A 19799-nucleotide genomic window follows, 5' to 3' on the forward strand; every position below is an offset into this window, starting at 1 on the left:
CTCGGCCCCCCGGCCCCCCGCGCCTCAAACGCCGGCGAGGCTGATTTCGCGGAGCGAAATCCAGCCCGTCCGGCGTTTGAGTACACCGCGCGAAGCGCGGTACGGGGTCTGGGGCGAAGCCCCGGCTCGGGATGGGGCGGGGTGGGGAACAGCCCGCCGCAGGCGCTACATCCGCACCCTCCTCCGCCGCCACAGCAGGTACAGCGCCGACGCCACCGCCGCCCCCCGCAGCACCCACGGCCACGTCCCCGTCAGCGCCTCCCGCATGCCGTCGTCCGGGATCGGCGGGCCCCAGTGGCCGTTGACGCGGCCCCACAGCCATACGGCTCCGGCCGCCACGGCCGCGCCCGGGAGGCCGGCGACCGCCAGTTTCGACTGGGTGAGGGACAGGCGGCGCGAGCCGTACGCGAGGAGCCAGCCGCCCGCCAGGGCCGGCAGCGAGCCGAGGACGGCGCCGACGACCAGCAGGGCCGCGGCCAGCAGCAGCACCAGGTCCGCGGGCCCGCCCCGCTCCCCTCGCGGCAGCCACCACCGCCGCACCGGCACGGCCTCGTCCGTCGCCTCCGCACCGGGAGCCTCAGCGCCGTCGGACGCGCCGCCGGACTCTCCCTCGGACTCGGGATCGGCCTTCTCCTCCGGCGGCGGCCTCAGTATCTCGGGGACCTCCACGCCGCCGACGAACCCGGCCACCCGCTCCCCCGCCCCGAACGGCCCCGGTTCGACCCGCCACCAGTCCGGCTCGGAGCCCGAGGGGCCGAGCTCGTCCGTCCCGGCCAGGTGCGGCGGCGACGCGGCCGCCTCCCGGGGCGCGGGATCCGTGCGCGGGCGCGGGATGCGGCGCCATCCCCGCTGCCGCGGCATCGACGGCCGCCGCCCACCGGTGTCCGAAGGCGAGGTCGGGGCCGAGGGCGGAGCCGACGGCGAATCCGAGGACGGAGCCGAAGACACGGACGAGGGCGCGTCCGAAGGCGGCGCGGGCACGGCCTTCTCCTCCGCCGCCGCGGCCACCACCGTCTCCGGCGCACCGAGGCGCCCGAGGATCCGGCGCACCGCGGCCGGGCTGTCCCCGCCGAACCGCGACCTCTGCTTGTCGATCTCGCCCCGCAGCGACGACACGAGCCGCATCCGGGCGCCCGACGGAAGCTGGGCCTGCTGGGCCAGGTCGCCGACCCGGCTCAGGTAGTCGTAGACCAGCTGATCGCTCTCGATCCCCACGGACGTTCCCCTGCGCTCCCGGCGTATCCCACGAATCACGGCCCCTTCCCCGGGCCCGCCCTGTCCACGACGGTAGCGCTCCAGGGGCTACCGTGGGGCGGATGGGGACCAAGCCCGAACCAAGCGGCGGCGCCGCCCCGCGCACGCTGGCGGAAGCGCTGCGCGCCCGCACCGACGAGGAACTGGCCGCGCTGCTGCGTGCCCGGCCCGATCTGCTGAACCCGGTGCCGACCGACGTCACCCAGCTCGCCACCCGCGCCGGTACCCGCGCCTCCGTCGTCCGTGCCCTGGAGCGGCTCGACCGGTTCGCGCTGCAGAGCGCCGAGGCTCTGGCCGTGGCGCCCGACCCCGCCCCGTACGAGACCCTGCTCGCGCTGATGGCCGGTGACGAGGGCGACCCGGCGGTCGAGGCGGCGCTGCCCGGCGCGCTGGGGGTGCTGCGCGCGCAGGCCCTGGTGTGGGGCGGTGACGACCGGCTGCGGCTGGTGCGCACGGCCCGCGAACTGCTCGCGCCGTCGCCGACCCGCCCCTCCCCCACCGGTCTCGGCCCGACCGTCGCCGAGGCCACCGCAGGCATGTCGCCGGGCAGGCTGCAGGAGATCCTCGCGGCGGCCGGACTGCCGCCGACGCACGACCCGGTGTCCGCGGTGACGGCGCTGACGGCGCTGTTCACGGACCGGCGCCGGATGGCGCTGCTGCTGGACACGGCACCGCCGCAGGCGCTGGCGGTGCTGGACCGGCTGGTGTGGGGTCCGCCGTACGGGGAGGTGACGTCCTCCCCCGCGCCGCCCGTGCAGTGGCTGCGGGACCGCGGGCTGCTGCTGCCCGCGTCGCCGCGGACGGTGGTGCTGCCCAGGGAGGCGGCGCTGCATCTGCGGGCGGGCCGGGCCCACCGGGTGCCGGAGCCGGTGCCGCCGTCGGTGACGCAGGCGGCGGAGCGCCGTCCACAGGTTGTGGACAGCGCGGCGGCCGGGCAGGCGTTCACGGCGCTGACGACGGTCGAGGACCTGCTGAAGGACTGGCACGAGGGCGGCCCGCCGGTGCTGCGCGCGGGCGGCCTGTCCGTACGCGACCTCAAGCGGACGGCCTCGGCGCTGGACACGACCGAGCAGCTCGCCGCGTTCTGGGTGGAACTGGCCTATACGGCCGGCCTGTTGGCCTCCGACGGCGAGGCCGACGAGCGGTACGCCCCGACGCCCGCGTACGACGAGTGGCTGGAGCTGCCTCCGGCGCAGCGGTGGGCCGAGCTCGCGGTCGCCTGGCTGTCGGCCACCCGCGCGCCGGGGCTCGTCGGCAGCCAGGACTCCAAGGGCCGCACGCTTTCCGCTCTCGGCCCCGACCTGGACCGTTCGGCCGCGCCCGCGGTCCGGCTGCGGGTGCTGGAGCTGATGGCGTCCCTCCCGGCGGGCGCCGTCCCGGACCCGGAGACACTGCTGGACCGGCTGCGCTGGGAGCGGCCGCTGCGGGGCGAGCGGGGCGACTCGGTGAGCGGCGGCCAGGACCTGCGGGCGCGCATCGCGACCTGGACGCTCGCGGAGGCGGAGCTGCTGGGCGTGACGGGCCGCGGCGCTCTCGCCTCCCACACCCGCGCACTGCTCGGCCTGCCGGACCCGGACGGCGCCGGCGACGGGACGGCGGGGACCGCCGTGCCGCGCCCCGGGCCCGTCGCCTACCGCGCCGCGGCCGACGGCGCCGGCGACTCCGGCGAGCGCCGGGCCCGTGCCCTCGCCCTCCTCGCCCCGCTGCTTCCCGAGCCGCTGAACCACGTCCTCCTCCAGGCCGACCTGACGGCCGTCGCCCCCGGCCCGCTGGAGCGGCCGCTGGCCGAGACCCTCGCCGTCCTCGCCGACGTCGAGTCCAAGGGCGGCGCGACCGTCTACCGTTTCACGCCCGCCTCCGTGCGCCGCGCGCTCGACGCCGGGCGGGCCGCCGCCGACCTGCACACGTTCCTGGCCAGGCACTCCCGTACGCCCGTGCCGCAGCCGCTGACCTACCTCATCGACGACGTCGCCCGCCGCCACGGCCACCTGCGCGTCGGCGCCGCCTCCGCGTACGTGCGCTGTGACGACGACACCCTGCTCGGCGAGATCCTGGCCGACAAGCGCTCGCAGGGCCTGCGCCTGCGCCGCCTCGCGCCCACGGTCCTGGCCGCCCAGGCGGACCCGGCGGCACTGCTCGACGGCCTGCGGGCGATGGGGTACGCGCCGGCCGCCGAGTCGGCCGAGGGCGACGTGGTGATCACCCGCGCCCACGCCCGCCGTACCCCGCCGCGCACGGCACCGGCCCCGGTCCCGGACGGGCCGCCGGTGCCCGACGCCACGCTGCTGGGCGCGGCCGTGAAGGCGATCCGGGCCGGCGACCTCGCGGCCACGGTGGAACGCAAGCCGGTCGCCGAGGCCGCCGCGCCCGTCCACAACGGCGAGATGCCCCGCACCACCCCCGCCGAGACGCTGGCCACCGTGCAGGCGGCGGCGATGACCGGCTCGGCGGTCTGGATCGGCTACGTCAACGCGGACGGCGCGGCCAGCCAGCGCGTGATCGCCCCGGTCCGGGTGGAGGGCGGCTTCGTGACGGCGTACGACCACACGGCGGACGAGGTGCGCACGTACCCGCTGCACCGCATCACGGGCGTGGCGGAGCTGGCCGACGACGTCTGAGTCCGCCCGCGGCGCCATGCGGCACACTTGAGGTTTGGCCTCACCGGCCTCAAGCGGCCCCCAGCCTTACCGAAAGGGCGCAGGTGTGAACGGTCCCCTCATCGTCCAGAGCGACAAGACCCTCCTTCTCGAAGTCGACCACGAGCTGGCGGACGCCTGCCGTCGCGCCATCGCGCCGTTCGCGGAGCTGGAGCGTGCGCCCGAGCACATCCACACCTACCGGGTCACCCCCCTCGGCCTGTGGAACGCGCGTGCCGCCGGGCACGACGCCGAGCAGGTCGTGGACGCGCTGGTCGAGTTCTCCCGGTACCCGGTCCCGCACGCCCTGCTCGTCGACGTCGCCGAGACGATGGCCCGCTACGGCCGGCTCACCCTCACCCGGCACCCCACCCACGGGCTCGTCCTGACGACCACCGACCGGCCGGTACTGGAGGAGATCCTGCGGTCGAAGAAGATCCAGCCGCTCGTGGGCGTCCGGATCGACCCGGACACGGTGGCCGTGCACCCCTCCGAGCGCGGGCAGATCAAGCAGACGCTGCTGAAGCTGGGCTGGCCGGCGGAGGACCTCGCGGGCTACGTCGACGGCGAGGCGCACCGCATCGACCTCGACGAGACGGACTGGGCGCTGCGCCCCTACCAGAAGCAGGCCGTCGAGGGCTTCTGGCACGGCGGCTCGGGTGTCGTCGTCCTGCCCTGCGGCGCCGGCAAGACGCTGGTCGGGGCGGGCGCGATGGCGCAGGCCAAGGCCACGACGCTGATCCTGGTCACCAACACCGTCTCCGCCCGGCAGTGGAAGCACGAGCTGGTGCGGCGGACGTCGCTGACCGAGGACGAGATCGGCGAGTACAGCGGCACGAAGAAGGAGATCCGCCCGGTCACCATCGCCACGTACCAGGTGCTGACGACCAAGCGGAAGGGCATCTACCCGCACCTGGAGCTGTTCGACTCCCGCGACTGGGGTCTGATCCTCTACGACGAGGTGCACCTGCTGCCCGCGCCGGTCTTCAAGTTCACCGCCGACCTCCAGGCACGCCGCCGGCTGGGCCTGACCGCGACCCTGGTGCGCGAGGACGGCCGCGAGTCGGACGTCTTCTCGCTGATCGGGCCGAAGCGGTTCGACGCGCCCTGGAAGGAGATCGAGGCGCAGGGCTACATCGCGCCCGCCGACTGCGTGGAGGTACGGGTCAACCTCACCGAATCGGAGCGGCTCGCGTACGCGACCGCCGAGACGGAGGAGAAGTACCGCTTCTGCGCTACGACGGCGACGAAGCGGAGGGTGACGGAACAGCTGGTCCGCAAGCACGCGGGGCAGCAGATCCTGGTCATCGGCCAGTACATCGACCAGCTCGACGAGCTGGGAGAGCACCTGGACGCCCCGGTGATCAAGGGTGAGACGTCGAACACGCAGCGCGAGAAGCTCTTCGACGCCTTCCGCAACGGCGAGATCAGCGTGCTGGTCGTCTCCAAGGTCGCGAACTTCTCGATCGACCTCCCGGAGGCGACGATCGCGATCCAGGTGTCCGGCACGTTCGGTTCGCGCCAGGAGGAGGCCCAGCGCCTCGGCCGCGTCCTGCGCCCGAAGGCGGACGGCCACAAGGCGCACTTCTACTCGGTGGTGGCGAGGGACACGATCGACCAGGACTTCGCGGCGCACCGCCAGCGGTTCCTGGCCGAGCAGGGCTACGCGTACCGGATCGTCGACGCGGACGAGCTCCTGGCGGGCGAGGCGGAGGGGCCTGCGGACCCGGTCCGCTGAGGTAGGGGGCGTCCGCCGGCACCTCGGCCGACCCTGCCGGGGCCTCGGCCGAGCCCGCCGGCGCCTCGGCCGACCCCGAGGAAACCACCCCCGGTCAGCAACCACCAACGGCCCCCGCCCCGGTCAGCCGGGGCCGGGCTGCCTCGGCCGACCCCGAGGAAACCACCCCCGGTCAGCAACCACCAACGGCCCCCGCCCCGGTCAGCCGGGGCCGGGCTGCGCAGGACGTCGGACGCCTGCCTCCTCCGCGTACTCGCCGAGTACGGCCACGGAGAACACGGCCCCGGCGAAGACCTTGATCGCGCGCAGGGCGTTGCCGACGCGGTGGTGTGAGTGGTGCACGGCGCCCGTGGCGGTCGCGCCGCCGGGGGGCGTGGTGCCTGGGACGAAAGTCGCTGTGCTCATGTCTCCATGGTGTCCCCATCACCCGTGCGGAGCATCGCTCTGCGGGCTGAACCGCGCACCGGTGCGCGTACGACTCCGGACAGACAGCGTCCCCTACGGGGAGGAGCGCCTCCGGGAAAAAGCGTTCGCCTCCCTCCAGGGCTCCCACTACAATCGCGGGCTTGCCCCCGACGCGGTCGGGGCCCCCTCCCGCCTCCCTCGAGGAGCGCCACCGCCCGGACGGAAACCGGCCGGTCTGCCATGTCGTGACCACGCAGCATCAGCCCGGAGGCAACCCGTGCCCGCGCACGCCCCTGTACCCGACGTCACCTCCGCCACGGCGGCGCCCACGGCCGACGGCGATCCGCTCGGACGCGAGCGGGCCCATCTGGCCGCCTCCCGCGCGGCGTTGCGCGCGATGCGCGAGGACGTCGAGTCGCTCGACATCAAGGACGTCACCGCGAACTGGGTCAACGCGGTCGTCCTGGAAGCCCAGATCGAGGAGCGCATCAAGGCGCTGGCCGACCTGTCGCACACCCCGCTGTTCTTCGGCCGCCTCGACTACCTGCGCACCACGCAGGAGGGGCAACGCTTCTACATCGGCCGTCGGCACGTGCACGACGCCGCCGGCGATCCGATGGTCATCGACTGGCGCGCCCCCGTCTCCCAGCCGTTCTACCGCGCCTCGCGCAAGGACCCGCAGGACGTGGGTCTGCGGCGGCGCTTCGGTTACACGGGCGGCGAGCTCACCGCGTACGAGGACGAGCATCTCACCGACCCCTCGGCTGTGACATTTTCCGGCTCCGCCGGGGGCTCGCAGACCTCCAAGCTCCTCCAGGCGGAGATCGAGCGGCCGCGCGTCGGCCCGATGCGGGACATCGTGGCGACGATCCAGCCCGAGCAGGACGAGATCGTCCGCGGCGGCCTGTCCGGCACGGTGTGCGTCCAGGGCGGCCCCGGCACCGGCAAGACGGCCGTGGGCCTGCACCGTGTCGCGTACCTGCTCTACGCCCACCGGGAACGGCTCGCCCGCACCGGCACCCTCGTCATCGGGCCGAACCGCTCCTTCCTCCACTACATCGAGCAGGTGCTCCCGGCGCTGGGCGAGTTGGAGGTCAGGCAGTCCACCGTCGACGACCTCGTCGCCCATGTGGAGGTGCGCGGCGAGGACACGGCCGCGGCGGCGGTCGTGAAGGGCGACGCGCGGATGGCCGAGGTGCTGCGCCGCGCGGTCCGCTCGCACGTCACGCTGCCCACCGAGCCGCTGATGGTCGTGCGCGGGTCGCGGCGGTGGCGGATCCCGGCGTACGAACTGGAGGAGGTCGTCCGCGAGTTGCTGGACCGGGACGTGCGGTACGGCGCGGCGCGCGACGCGCTGCCCCAGCGGATCGCGCACGCGGTGCTGGTCCGCATGGAACAGGCGGGCGAGGCCCCCGACGACCGGGTCCAGGACGCCGTGGCACGCAACGCGGCGGTGAAGGCGGCGGTCAAGGCGATCTGGCCGCCGGTGGACCCGGCGAAGCTCGTCCTGCGCCTGCTGTCCGACGCGGAGTTCCTCGCCGCGCACGCCGACGGGATCCTCACCGCCGAGGAGCAGGCCGTGATCCTGTTCCCGAAAGCTCCCCGCAGCGCGAAGTCCGCGAAGTGGTCCGCCGCCGACGCGGTGCTGATCGACGAGGCGACGGACCTGGTGCAGCGCACGCACTCGCTCGGGCACGTGGTGCTCGACGAGGCGCAGGACCTGTCGCCGATGCAGTACCGGGCCGTGGGCCGGCGCTGCTCGACGGGCTCGGCGACGGTGCTGGGCGACCTGGCCCAGGGGACGACGCCGTGGGCGACGGCGTCGTGGGCGGAGGCGCTGTCCCACCTCGGCAAGCCGGAGGCGGCGGTCGAGGAGCTGACCGCGGGCTTCCGCGTGCCGCGCGAGGTGATCGCGTACGCCTCCCGCCTCCTCCCGCACATGTCCCCGGGCCTGGCCCCGGTGTCGTCGGTGCGCGAGAACCCGGGCTCGCTGTCGGTCCGCGCCGTGTCCGACCTGGACACGGCGGTCGTCTCGGCCTGCCTGGAGTCCCTGGCCCGGGAGGGCTCGATCGGCCTGATCGCCTCGGACGCCCGTGTGCCGGCGCTGGCCGCGGCACTGGCGTCGGCCGGCCTGTCGTACCTCTCCCCGGGCGAGGAGACGACCCCCGACACCCGCCTGACCCTGGTGCCGGCATCGCTGGCGAAGGGCCTGGAGTACGACTACGTGGTCCTGGACGAGCCGGCCGCGGTGGTCGCGGCCGAACCGGACGAGCGCACGGGCCTGCGCCGCCTGTACGTGGCGCTGACGAGGGCGGTCTCGGGCCTGACGGTCGTGCACGCCCAGCCGCTGCCGCGACAGTTGGCCTGACAGTCCTGCACGCACCGCCTCTGCCACGGCAGTTGGTCTGACGGTCCTGCACGCACAGCCGTTGCCGCGGCAGCTGGGCTGACGGGCGCGTCGGCGCGGCGCGGGCCCGGGGGCGCCGCGCCCCCGGGCCCGCGTCCCCTACGCGTCCAGCGCCTCGCGCCACTCGCGGACCGCGGACGGGGCGACCGGTGACGACCAGCCGGCCGGGCGGGACGCGCCGCCGATGTGGAACCCCCGGACGCCCGCCGCCCGCAGCGCCGGGACGTGGGCGAGGCGCAGGCCGCCTCCCACGAGGAGCTCCGGCTCGTAGCCCGGTTCCCCGTGCCGCGCCGCCTCCGCGAGCAGCGTCGGCAGCCCGTCGTCGACGCCCTCCGGCGACCCGGCCGTCAGGTACGTGTCCAGGCCCGGCACGTCCGCCAGCTGCTTGCGCAGCGCGTCGCGGTCCACCGCGCGGTCGATCGCCCGGTGGAACGTCCAGCGGCAGCCGCCCAGCACCGCCACCAGCCGTTCGACGGTCACGAGGTCCGGGTGGCCGTGGTCGTCCAGGAAGCCGAGGACGAACTCGTCCGCACCCTCCGCCCGCAGCCCCTCCGCCGCCCGGACCAGCGCGTCGACGTCCTCCGGTCCGCCCGCCGAGAACCCGTCCGTCAGGCGGAGCATGACGCGCACCGGGATGTCCACGGCCGCCCGGACGCGGGCGAAGGTCTCTCTCGCCGGGGTCAGGCCGTCGGCCGCCATGTCGGTGACCAGCTCCAGCCGGTCGGCCCCTCCCGAGCGCGCCGCGACCGCGTCCTGCGCGTCGAGGGCGATCACCTCCAGGAGTACACGGTTGCTCATGGGCCCATTCCTCCAGGAAGGCGGCTGCGGCGGTACCCGGCCCCCTGCGGGCCGAGAGGTCTAGTCCAATATCCCAGCCTAATGCCCTTGGTGCCCCCACTGCAGCCGCACACCCCACTCCGGCACCCCGGGTTCCCCGGCCGCGCCCACCCACACCCCTTGCGCCTTTTAGGGGGAGGGGGTATACAGAAGTCGAGCCGAAGATACCCCTAGGGGGTATAACCGACGACGAGGAGCAGGAATGCCGACCGCAGCCGCCCACCCGGCCCCCACCGCAGCACGCGAGGTCGAACTCGCCATCGGCGGCATGACCTGCGCCTCCTGTGCGGCTCGTATCGAGAAGAAGCTGAACCGCATGGACGGCGTCGAGGCGACCGTGAACTACGCGACCGAGAAGGCGAAGGTCGCCTTCGCCGACGGGATCGATGTGGCGGACCTGATCGCCACCGTCGAGGCGACCGGTTACACCGCCCAGGAGCCCGCGCCCGCGAAGGCGGAGACAGCGGGTACGGAGGGCCCCTCCGACGAGGAGAGGGCCGACGAGGAGTTGCGACCGCTGCGGCAGCGGCTGACCACGGCCGTGGTGCTCTCCGTCCCCGTCATCGCGATGGCCATGATCCCGGCCCTGCAGATCGAGTACTGGCAGTGGCTGAGCCTCACCCTCGCCGCCCCCGTGGTCACCTACGCCGCCTGGCCCTTCCACCGCGCCGCGTTCACCAACGCCCGCCACGGCGCGGCCACCATGGACACCCTGATCTCGGTCGGCACCTCGGCGGCGTTCCTGTGGTCGCTGTGGGCCCTGTTCCTCGGGACCGCCGGCACACCCGGCATGACGCACCCCTTCGAGCTGACGATCAGCCGCAGCGACGGCGCGGGGAACATCTACCTGGAGGCCGCCGCCGGTGTGACCGCGTTCATCCTGGCCGGGCGGTACTTCGAGGCCCGCTCCAAGCGCAAGGCCGGGGCCGCCCTCAAGGCCCTGCTGGAGCTGGGCGCGAAGGAGGTCACGGTCCTGCGCGGCGGGCGCGAAGCCCTCATCCCGACCGGCGACCTGCGGGTCGGCGACCGGTTCCTGGTGCGGCCCGGAGAGAAGATCGCCACCGACGGCACCGTCGTCGAGGGCAGCTCCGCCGTCGACGCCTCGATGCTCACCGGCGAGTCCGTACCGGTGGAGGTCACGGTCGGCGACGGCGTCACCGGCGCGACCCTGAACGCCGGTGGCCGCCTGGTCGTCGAGGCCACCCGCGTCGGCGCCGACACCCAGCTCGCCCGCATGGCCAAGCTGGTGGAGGACGCGCAGAACGGCAAGGCCGCCGCCCAGCGGCTCGCCGACCGCATCAGCGCCGTCTTCGTCCCCGTGGTCATCGGCCTCGCCCTCGCGACGCTGGGGTTCTGGCTGGGCAACGGCGCGGGCTGGACCGCCGCGTTCACCGCCGCCGTCGCCGTCCTGATCATCGCCTGCCCCTGCGCCCTGGGCCTGGCCACGCCGACCGCGCTCATGGTCGGCACCGGCCGCGGCGCCCAGCTCGGCATCCTCATCAAGGGCCCGGAGGTGCTGGAGACCACGCGCAAGGTCGACACGATCGTCCTCGACAAGACCGGCACCGTCACCACCGGCCGCATGACTCTCGTCAAGGTGCACACCGCCACGGGTGTCGACGAGAGTGACGTGCTGCGGCTCGCGGGCGCCCTGGAGCACGCCTCGGAGCACCCCATCGCCCAGGCCGTCGCCACCGGCGCCGCCGAGAAGGTGGGCACCCTTCCCACGCCCGAGGACTTCGCCAACGTCCCCGGACTCGGCGTCCAGGGCGTCGTCGAGGGCCACGCCGTCCTCGTCGGCCGCGAGAAGCTGCTCGCCGAGTGGGCGATGGAGCTGACGCCCGCGTTGAAGGCCGCCAGGGACGAAGCCGAAGCCGCCGGCCGCACCGCGATCGCGGTCGCCTGGAACGGCGAGGCACGCGCGGTCCTGGAGGTCGCCGACGCCGTCAAGGACACCAGCCCCGAGGCGATCCGGCGGCTGCGCGCCCTCGGCCTCACCCCGATCCTGCTCACCGGCGACAACAAGGCGGTCGCCGAGACAGTGGCGAAGGAGGTCGGCATCGACGAGGTCGTCGCCGAGGTCATGCCCGAGGACAAGGTGGACGTCGTCAAGCGCCTCCAGGCCGAGGGCCGCAGCGTCGCCATGGTCGGCGACGGCGTCAACGACGCCGCCGCCCTCGCCCAGGCCGACCTCGGACTCGCCATGGGCACCGGCACCGACGCCGCCATCGAGGCCGGCGACCTCACCCTCGTCCGCGGCGACCTGCGCGCCGCCGCCGACGCCATCCGCCTCTCCCGCAGGACCCTCGGCACCATCAGGTCCAACCTGTTCTGGGCCTTCGCCTACAACGTCGCCGCCCTCCCCCTCGCCGCCGCCGGCCTCCTCAACCCGATGATCGCCGGAGCCGCGATGGCCTTCTCCTCCGTCTTCGTCGTCGGCAACTCGCTGCGCCTGCGCGGCTTCAAGGCGGCTGGGTGACGCCGGTCCCGCTCAGTCGAGGACGAGGAACTCCCGCTCCGTCCCACCCGTCAGCCCGTACCGCGTCCCGGTGAGCGGCCTCCCTGCGCACAGCCTGATCAGGGTGGCCGCGTCGCCGGTGCAGCGGGCGGGCTGCGGGCTGCCGGCCCCGCCTCAGGCACGGCGCCGACCATATGGAGCCCGTGCCCCAGCCGGGTTCGGGCCCCGGCCGTCCCGCTCGGTACGGGAGCCGCTCTAGAGTCGGCACATGAGCGACGCCGCCGCCGATCTCCGTGCCCGCTGGACCAAGGCCCTCCTCGCCGCCCGGGGAGGGGCGGACGGGCCCGACCCCCTGCCCTACGCCGACAACCTCCTCGGCCGCTGGGCCGAGCCGCAGCGGCACTACCACACCACGGCGCATCTCCTCGCGGTGCTGGACCATGTCGACACCCTGGCCCCGCACGCCGCCGACCCCGACCTCGTGCGTCTCGCGGCCTGGTTCCACGACGCGGTGTACCTGCCGGACCGTTCCGAGAACGAGGAGCGCTCCGCCCGGCTCGCCGAGCGTGCCCTCGCCGAGGCCGGGCTCGGCGCCGGGGCCACCGCCGAGGTCGCCCGGCTCGTCCGGCTCACCGTCACGCACGACCCGGCCGACGACGACCGCAACGGCCAGGTCCTGTGCGACGCCGACCTGGCGATCCTGGCCGCCGCCCCGGAGGCGTACGCGGCCTACGCGGCGGCGGTGCGCGAGGAGTACGCGTTCGTCCCCGAGGAGGCGTTCCGCGACGGGCGGGCGGCGGTGCTGCGCCAGTTGCTGCGGCTGCCGCGCCTGTTCCACACCCCGTACGGCGCGCGGGAGTGGGAGGAGCCCGCCCGCCACAACCTCACGGTGGAGCTGGAGCTGCTGGCCGCATCGTGAGACACCGGGCCGGTGGGAAAACCCGAGGGGCTACGCCGGCCGGCCTTTGGGGCGCCGTAGCCCCGCCGCCGTCAGCAGCCTGACCACCTCGCGGCTCGACACCTCCACCGCCCCCGCCGCCACCGCGTCCGCGTACCGATGGGAGGGCACGTCGTAGTGGTCGCGTTCGAACGCGCGACGCGGGCAGCCGATCGCCTCCGCGAACGTGTGCAGTTCGTCGAAGGACACGTCGCTGACCATGTGCGACCACATGCGGCCGTGGCCCGGCCAGCTCGGCGGGTCGATGTAGACCGTCACCGCAGCCCGCCCACCCGCGCCACCACGACGCCGGCCTTGCCGCACACCCAGTGCGGGTCCGGCCCGAGTTCGGGCTCGATCTCCAGCGCGTGCGGGTCGCCCGCGTCGCAGACCGGGCACAGCGGCCAGCGGCCGTGCCGCTCCAGCAGCGCGTCCTGGACGTCCTGGGCGACGAGCCCCGCGACGTACGCGATCCCCTCGGGCCACTGCTCGGCCCACCACCGGCGGTGCGACACCGCCTCCTCGACCAACGACACGACACCGGCGTCGGCCACGTCGCGGGCGGCGAGGTCGGCGAGCACCAGCGCGCGGGCAGCGTGCAGTGCCTGTTCCAGTGGGTTCGTCCGATCCATGTCCCCATTGTCTCCGGGTCTTGACGGCACCCGAAATACGAAAATATCTTTCAGATGTGACCAATCCAGTGAAGGAAATTTTCAGCGGTGAGGCGCCCACCCCGGCCGGGCCCGGCCTGCGGGAGGTCCCTCCTCCCGCCGCCCTCGCGGCGAAGGTGCGCACGCTCTCGCCGTCCATGACCCGCTCCATGCAGCGGGTCGCCGAAGCCGTCGCCGACGATCCGGCAGGCTGCGCAGCCCTCACGGTCACCGGACTCGCCGAGCTCACGGGCACCAGCGAGGCGACCGTCGTCCGCACCGCCCGCCTCCTCGGCTATCCCGGCTACCGCGACCTGCGCCTCGCGCTCGCCGGTCTCGCCGCCCACCAGGAGTCGGGCCGCGCGCCCGCCCTCACCACCGACATAGCCGTCGACGACCCGATCGGGGACGTCGTCGCCAAGCTCGCGTACGACGAGCAGCAGACGCTCGCCGACACCGCCGCCGGCCTCGACACCGTGCAGCTCGGCGCGGCCGTGGCCGCCGCGTCCACGGCCCGGCGCATCGACATCTACGGCGTCGGCGCCTCCTCCCTCGTCGGCATGGACCTCGCCCAGAAGCTGCTGCGCATCGGCCTGATCGCGCACGCGCACAGCGATCCGCACCTCGCGGTGACCAACGCCGTGCAGCTGCGCTCCGGTGACGTGGCCGTCGCCATCACGCACTCCGGCTCGACGGGCGACGTGATCGAGCCGCTGAGGGTGGCGTTCGACCGGGGCGCCACGACGATCGCGATCACCGGCCGTCCGGACGGTCCCGTGTCGCAGTACGCCGACCACATCCTCACGACGTCCACCGCGCGCGAGAGCGAACTGCGCCCCGCCGCGATGTCCTCCCGCACCAGTCAACTGCTGGTCGTGGACTGCCTGTTCATCGGCGTGGCGCAGCGCACGTACGAGTCGGCGGCACCCGCGCTCGCCGCCTCGTACGAGGCCCTCGCGCACCGCCACAGCCCGCGCACGCGCTGACCCCCCACACGCCGTACGTCCCGAGAAAGCAGAGCCGCTCCTCATGACCTCCACCTACGGTGAACTCCGCGCCCAGCTCGACACGCTCACCACCGAGGCGTTCCGTCCGGAGCTCGCCGACATCGACCGGCTGCCGACGCTGGAGATCGCGCGCATCATGAACGGCGAGGACGAGACCGTCCCCGCCGCGGTCGCCGCCCGACTGCCCGTCATCGCCGCCGCGATCGACGCCACGGCCGAGCGCATGTCCCGTGGGGGCCGGCTGATCTACGCGGGGGCGGGCACGGCGGGCCGCCTCGGCGTCCTGGACGCCAGCGAGTGCCCGCCGACGTTCAACACGGACCCGTCGGAGGTCACCGGTCTGATCGCGGGCGGCCCGACGGCGATGTTCACGGCCGTCGAGGGTGCGGAGGACAGCAAGGAGCTGGCGGCAGCCGACCTGGACGCGCTGAAGGTGACCGAGGACGACACGGTGGTCGGCGTCTCCGCGTCGGGCCGCACGCCGTACGCGGTCGGCGCGGTGGAGCACGCGCGGTCGCTGGGCGCGCTGACGATCGGCCTGTCCTGCAACGAGGCGAGCGCGCTGGGCGCGGCGGCGGACCACGCGGTGGAGGTCGTGGTCGGTCCCGAACTGCTCACGGGCTCGACGCGGTTGAAGGCGGGCACGGCGCAGAAGCTCGTCCTCAACATGATCTCGACGATCACGATGATCCGCCTCGGCAAGACCTACGGAAACCTGATGGTGGACGTGCGCGCGTCGAACGACAAGCTGCGGGCGCGGTCCCGGCGGATCGTGTCGCTGGCGACAGGGGCGGCGGACGAGGAGATCGAGGCGGCCCTCGAGGCGACGGGAGGAGAGGTGAAGGACGCGATCCTGGTGATTGTGGGGGGAGTCGACGCGGGTACGGCGTCCGCGCTCCTGACCCGCTCGAACGGCCACCTGCGCGCGGCGCTCGCCGCGTCCGCGCCGAAGTAGGGCCACACCCCGGCCCGCCGGACGACCGGGCCGAACCCAGCCCCTTTGGTGGCTGAGGAGCGGGGCCGGGTCAGAGCCCCGACAACCGGGCCAAATCCAGCCCCTCCGGCGCTTGAGGAGCGGGGCTCGGGGCAGAGCCCCGACAACCGGGCCACACCCGCAGGTGCCATGAAGTCCCCTGTCTGGTCCGGGCCTTGTTCAGCACATCCCCCAAGAAAATTCTGCAAAAATACTTTGGGAAACTGCGCGGCCCGCCCTACCCTCGCCCCATGCCCGACGACATACCCCTCCGCCGCCGCGTCCTCGACCCCCGGCGGGACGCCGCCGCCCTCAAGGCGCTGACGCATCCGCTGCGCATCCGGCTGCTCGGGATGCTGCGCCAGGACGGCCCCGCCACCGCCAGCGAACTCGCCCTGCGCACCGGCGAGTCGTCCGCGTCCACCAGCTACCACCTGCGCGTCCTCGCCAAGTACGCCTTCATCGAAGAGGCCGGCAGCCGTGACGGCCGGGAACGGCGCTGGCGGGCCCTGCACGACGTCACGAGTTGGTCCAACGCCGCCATGGCGGACAGCGACGAGAGCCGGGCCTTCGTCGACGCGGCCCGCCGCGCACAGCTCGACCACCTGGAGCGGTCCCTCGCCCGTCACGGCGCGGACCTCGGCTCCGGGCACCTGGGCGAGGCGTGGCTGGAGCCGTCCGGCATCACCGACCTCGTGCTGCGCCTGACCCCGGAGTCGCTGGCCGAACTGCGGGCGACGTTCGACCGCGCGGCGGCCGAGCTCGCCGCCCGCGACGCGGACGACCCGCGGGCCGGGCAGGTCGTGCTCTTCCTCGCCGGGCTGCCCGTCGCCGGGGAGGGGCAGCCGTGACGGCTCTCGACCCCCGTGCCGCCCGCCGTCGCTTCGTCGCCGCCACCGGGCTCTTCTGGCTCCCGGTCGGCCTCTACATCCCCTCCCAGGTGCTGCTCATGACCGAGCGCGGCATGAGCCTCGCCGTCGTCGCCGCCCTCTTCGCCGTCCACTCGCTCACCGTCTCCGTCATGGAGCTGCCCACCGGCGGCCTCGCCGACGTCATCGGCCGCCGGCCCGTCCTCGCCGCCGCCGGGCTGCTCAACGCCGCCGCCCTCACCGTGCTCGCGCTCGGCACCACCGTCTGGGCGCTCGCCGTCGCCATGCTGCTGATGGGCTCGGGCCGCGCCCTGTCCAGCGGCCCCGCGGAGGCGTGGTACGTCGACACGGTCCAGGCCCACTCGGGGCCGGGCGCCGAACTGCGCACCGGGCTCGCCCGCGCGGGCACCGCCTCCGCCGCCGCGCTGGCCGCCGGGACCCTCGTCGGCGGCGGGCTGCCGCTCCTCCTCGGCCCCGGCCTCGGCCCGGCCACCGGCGGCCTGCTGCTGCCGCTCTCCGCCCCGGCCCTGCTCGGCGCGGCCGTCGGCGCCGGTTACGTCGTGTTCGTGCTGCTCGCCCTCCCCGAGCCGCCCCGGCCCCGCACCACGCTGCGCGCCGTGCTGCGCGGCGTACCGGCCACCGTGCTCGGCGGACTGCGCGTGGGGGCGGGAGACGCCCTGATCAGGCGGCTGCTGCTGACAGCGGGCGCGGCCGGGGCCGGCCTGGCCACGGTCGAACTGCTCACCCCGGGCCGCGCCGCCCACCTGACGGGCGCACCCGAGTCCGGTGCCGTGCTGTTCGCGGCCCTGGCCTGCGCGGGGTTCGTCTGCACCGCGATCGGCAGCCACTTCGCGCCGCTCGCGGCCCGGATGACGGGCAGCGGCGAGCACGCGGTGCTCGCGAGCATCGGGCTGAGCGCCGCCGGTCTGATCCTGCTCGGTGCGACCGCCGCGTCGGACGGTCCGGTGGCCCTGGCGCTCGCCGCCCTCGGCTACGGCCTGGTCTACCTGGGCCTCGGCTCGGCGGGGCCCAACGAGAACGACCTGCTGCACCATCGCGTCGACAGCACCGTCCGCGCAACAGCCCTGTCCGTGCGGTCCCTCGCGCTCCAGTCGGTCGGCGCGCTGGCGGGTGTGGTCGCGGGCGCCCTGCCGGCCGGCCCGCCCGCGTGGCTCCCGGGTGGCGCGGTCCTGTGCGCGGGAGCGCTGCTGTGGGCCCGCCGCCCGGCTCCGCGCCCTCCCCTCACGGCGGGCCCGGAACCGCCCCGCGCGACAGAAGCAGCCGCCTGGCGTTGAATGGAACGCATGGGTGTCCGACGGTACGGAAGGCACCGCAGGGGCAGATCCCGCTTGTACGGCGCGGCAGTTCTGGCCTCTGTGCTGGCGACGACGTGTATGACGACGGCCACGGCGACCACGGCCGGACCGCCGGCCCGGTCCCCCGCCGCCCACCCGGCCGCCGCCCCGGCGCTCACGGACAAGCAGGTGGCCGACGCCGTCGCGAAGCTCAGCGGGCAGATCCGGGCGGGCATGGAGAGGACCGGCGTACCGGGCGTCGCCGTGGCCGTCGTCCACAAGGACAAGGTCGTGTACCAGAAGGGCTTCGGCGAGCGCGAGGTCGGCAGGGCGGGCGCCGTGTCCCCGGACACGGTGTTCCAGCTCGCCAGCGTGTCGAAGCCGATCGCCTCGACCGTCGTCGCCGACGCGGTGGGCGACAAGGCCATTGACTGGGGCAGCCCCGTGACCCGGCAACTGCCCGACTTCGCGCTCAAGGACCCGTGGGTGACGCGGCACGTGACGGTCGCCGATCTGCTGTCCCATCGCAGCGGGCTGCCCGACCACGCGGGTGACCTGCTCGAAGACCTCGGCTATGACCAGCAGTACATCCTCGGCCACCTGCGGTTCGAACCCCTGTCGCCATTCCGCGCGAGCTACGCGTACACCAACTTCGGATTCACCGCGGCGGCCGAGGCGGTCGCCGACGCGAAGGACACGACGTGGGAGAAGCTGTCCGAGGACTCGCTGTACCGGCCGGCCGGCATGGCGTCGACCAGCTCGTCGTTCGCCGACTACGAGAAGGCCGCGAACAAGGCGGTCACCCACGTGCGGAACGCGCAAGGTGACTGGGAGGCGAAGTTCGTCCGCGACGCCGACGCCCAGTCGCCGGCGGGCGGAGTCAGCTCCACGGCGCGTGACATGGCCCGGTGGCTGCGCCTGCAGCTCGCGAACGGCAAGCTCGCGGGCGAACAGATCGTCCCCTCCGAGCAGTTGCAGCGCACCCACCTTCCGGAGATCGTCTCCCAGCCGCCCGCCTCCCCGACGGACCGGGCCGGCTTCTACGGCCTCGGCTGGAACGTCAGTTACGACGACCAGGGCCGCCTGCGCCTGAGCCACTCCGGCGGGTTCGAGCTCGGCGCGAACACCAACGTGACGATGCTGCCGGCCGAGCAGCTCGGCATCGTCGTGCTCACCAACGGCAAGCCGGTGGGTCTCGCCGACTCCATCGCCCTGAACTTCTTCGACACGGCACAGCAGGGCAGGCCGACGCGGGACTGGCTCCCCCTGATCGCCCGGGTCTACGAGCAGGAGGTGAACGCCGACCGCTCCCCGACCGACTACACCAAGCCGCCGCCCGGCGCCGCCGACGCCAAAGCCGACGGCGCGTACACCGGGACGTACCGCAACGACTACTACGGCCCGCTCACCGTCACCGCCGACAACGGCGCGCTGTCACTGCACCTGGGGCCGAAGCCGATGCGGTTCGTGCTCACCCACTACAGCGGTGACACGTTCAGCTTCGAGACGGTGGGCGAGAACGCGCTCGGCCGCACGGGCGTCACGTTCACCGTCGGCGACGACGGACGGGCGTCGCGGGTGAAGGTGGAAAGCCTCGACCAGAACGGCCTGGGCACCTTCACCCGCGAGTGAACCGGCAGAACCGGCAAGTGACCCGGCGGCCTTCACCCGCGAACGGCCCCGCCCGGACTACGCCTCCGTCACCGGCCGGTACGTGCACACGTTCACGCCCGTACCGCTGGTGACCGTGGAGACCAGCTCCAGCGTCCGCAGCGCGCCGTCGTCGGGGAAGATCTTCTTTCCGCCGCCGAGGAGCACCGGCATGATCATGAGCCGGAGCTCGTCGACCAGGCCCTCGCCCAGGAGGGTGCGCACCAGTTCGGAACTCCCCATCACCAGCAGGTCGCCGCCGTCGGCCTCGCGCAGCTTCCGGATCTCGGCCACGGCCTCGTCGCCGGGGATGCGCGTGGTGTTGTCCCACGTCAGCTCGTCGTCGCCGAGCGTGCGCGAGACGACGTACTTGGGAAGGGAGTTCATCCGGTCGGCGAACGGGTCACCGGCGCGGTCGGGCCAGGCGGCGGCCATCGCCCGCCACGTGCGGCGCCCGAACAGCAGCGCCTCGGCCTTGGACAGCGCGTCGTCGAACGTGCCGCCCACCACCTCCGGGTCGAAGAACGGGTGCGTCCAGCCCCCGTGCGCGAAGCCGCCGTCGGTGTCCTCACCCTGACCGCCCGGCGCCTGCACGACGCCGTCCAGGCTCATGAACTCAACTGTCACTATGCGCACGGGACTCGCTCCTGTTCATCACTGCGGTGGGTACGGAAGAAGAGACT

General features: G+C 74.1%; 16 protein-coding genes. 10 read left to right on the forward strand and 6 right to left on the reverse strand.

What is annotated here, in order from left to right; translation table 11 throughout:
- Nucleotides 1-165: 165 nt before the first annotated feature.
- Nucleotides 166-1215, reverse strand: a complete 1050-nt coding sequence (locus AB0K02_RS22025; RefSeq protein WP_365994192.1) for a hypothetical protein — start codon at nucleotides 1213-1215, stop codon at nucleotides 166-168.
- 101 nt (nucleotides 1216-1316) lie between these two features.
- On the opposite strand from AB0K02_RS22025, the gene AB0K02_RS22030 reads away from it, so the two are divergent.
- Together AB0K02_RS22030 and AB0K02_RS22035 are read left to right on the forward strand one after the other, a co-directional pair.
- Nucleotides 1317-3872: a helicase C-terminal domain-containing protein gene (locus tag AB0K02_RS22030; RefSeq protein WP_365994193.1), complete on the forward strand. Its 2556-nt coding sequence runs from the start codon at nucleotides 1317-1319 to the stop codon at nucleotides 3870-3872.
- Between the two features lie 85 nt (nucleotides 3873-3957).
- Nucleotides 3958-5628 (forward strand): DNA repair helicase XPB, encoded by a 1671-nt coding sequence (locus AB0K02_RS22035; protein WP_365994195.1) that lies wholly within the window; start codon nucleotides 3958-3960, stop codon nucleotides 5626-5628.
- Between the two features lie 201 nt (nucleotides 5629-5829).
- On the opposite strand, the gene AB0K02_RS22040 is transcribed toward AB0K02_RS22035, so the two are convergent.
- A complete protein-coding gene (locus AB0K02_RS22040; protein WP_365994196.1) occupies nucleotides 5830-6033 on the reverse strand; it encodes a hypothetical protein in 204 nt (67 codons plus the stop codon).
- A 367-nt stretch (nucleotides 6034-6400) separates the two neighbouring features.
- Between AB0K02_RS22040 and AB0K02_RS22045 the strand changes: the two genes are divergently transcribed.
- Entirely contained in the window at nucleotides 6401-8401 is a 2001-nt protein-coding gene (locus AB0K02_RS22045) for an ATP-binding domain-containing protein (RefSeq protein ID WP_365994317.1), read from the forward strand.
- A 138-nt stretch (nucleotides 8402-8539) separates the two neighbouring features.
- Here the strand turns inward: AB0K02_RS22045 and AB0K02_RS22050 are convergent, their stop codons facing one another.
- Nucleotides 8540-9238 carry a copper homeostasis protein CutC gene (locus AB0K02_RS22050; protein WP_365994197.1) on the reverse strand — a complete coding sequence of 233 codons (699 nt, stop codon included), beginning with the start codon at nucleotides 9236-9238 and terminating at the stop codon, nucleotides 8540-8542.
- Between the two features lie 241 nt (nucleotides 9239-9479).
- Here AB0K02_RS22050 and AB0K02_RS22055 point away from each other — a divergent pair, with 241 nt between their 5' ends.
- A complete protein-coding gene (locus AB0K02_RS22055; RefSeq protein ID WP_365994198.1) occupies nucleotides 9480-11756 on the forward strand; it encodes a heavy metal translocating P-type ATPase in 2277 nt (758 codons plus the stop codon).
- A 247-nt stretch (nucleotides 11757-12003) separates the two neighbouring features.
- On the forward strand, nucleotides 12004-12654 hold the full coding sequence (locus AB0K02_RS22060) for a hypothetical protein (RefSeq protein ID WP_365994199.1): 651 nt from the start codon (nucleotides 12004-12006) through the stop codon (nucleotides 12652-12654).
- A gap of 30 nt (nucleotides 12655-12684) precedes the next feature.
- On the opposite strand, the gene AB0K02_RS22065 is transcribed toward AB0K02_RS22060, so the two are convergent.
- On the reverse strand, nucleotides 12685-12951 hold the full coding sequence (locus AB0K02_RS22065; protein WP_365994200.1) for a DUF4031 domain-containing protein: 267 nt from the start codon (nucleotides 12949-12951) through the stop codon (nucleotides 12685-12687).
- The gene (locus AB0K02_RS22070) at nucleotides 12948-13304 is read right to left on the reverse strand and encodes a hypothetical protein (protein ID WP_365994201.1); all 357 of its coding nucleotides are present in this window, start codon (nucleotides 13302-13304) and stop codon (nucleotides 12948-12950) included. Before AB0K02_RS22070 ends, AB0K02_RS22065 begins: the two co-directional genes overlap by 4 nt.
- Nucleotides 13305-13360: 56 nt before the next feature.
- Between AB0K02_RS22070 and AB0K02_RS22075 the strand changes: the two genes are divergently transcribed.
- The 5 genes from AB0K02_RS22075 to AB0K02_RS22095 all read left to right on the forward strand — a co-directional run bounded on the left by AB0K02_RS22075 (nucleotide 13361) and on the right by AB0K02_RS22095 (nucleotide 19098).
- Nucleotides 13361-14308 carry a MurR/RpiR family transcriptional regulator gene (locus tag AB0K02_RS22075; protein WP_365994203.1) on the forward strand — a complete coding sequence of 316 codons (948 nt, stop codon included), beginning with the start codon at nucleotides 13361-13363 and terminating at the stop codon, nucleotides 14306-14308.
- Between the two features lie 43 nt (nucleotides 14309-14351).
- Nucleotides 14352-15284: an N-acetylmuramic acid 6-phosphate etherase gene (gene murQ / locus AB0K02_RS22080; protein ID WP_365994205.1), complete on the forward strand. Its 933-nt coding sequence runs from the start codon at nucleotides 14352-14354 to the stop codon at nucleotides 15282-15284.
- Nucleotides 15285-15553: 269 nt separating this feature from the next.
- Nucleotides 15554-16153 (forward strand): helix-turn-helix domain-containing protein, encoded by a 600-nt coding sequence (locus AB0K02_RS22085; protein ID WP_365994206.1) that lies wholly within the window; start codon nucleotides 15554-15556, stop codon nucleotides 16151-16153.
- Nucleotides 16150-17466: an MFS transporter gene (locus AB0K02_RS22090; RefSeq protein ID WP_365994207.1), complete on the forward strand. Its 1317-nt coding sequence runs from the start codon at nucleotides 16150-16152 to the stop codon at nucleotides 17464-17466. The genes AB0K02_RS22085 and AB0K02_RS22090 overlap by 4 nt, the downstream gene beginning before the upstream one ends.
- A gap of 99 nt (nucleotides 17467-17565) precedes the next feature.
- On the forward strand, nucleotides 17566-19098 hold the full coding sequence (locus AB0K02_RS22095; protein WP_365994208.1) for a serine hydrolase: 1533 nt from the start codon (nucleotides 17566-17568) through the stop codon (nucleotides 19096-19098).
- A 57-nt stretch (nucleotides 19099-19155) separates the two neighbouring features.
- Here the strand turns inward: AB0K02_RS22095 and AB0K02_RS22100 are convergent, their stop codons facing one another.
- Entirely contained in the window at nucleotides 19156-19752 is a 597-nt protein-coding gene (locus tag AB0K02_RS22100; protein ID WP_365994209.1) for a dihydrofolate reductase family protein, read from the reverse strand.
- Nucleotides 19753-19799: the final 47 nt, after the last annotated feature.

Source organism: Streptomyces sp. NPDC049597, from assembly GCF_040675505.1.
GTDB lineage: Bacteria > Actinomycetota > Actinomycetes > Streptomycetales > Streptomycetaceae > Streptomyces.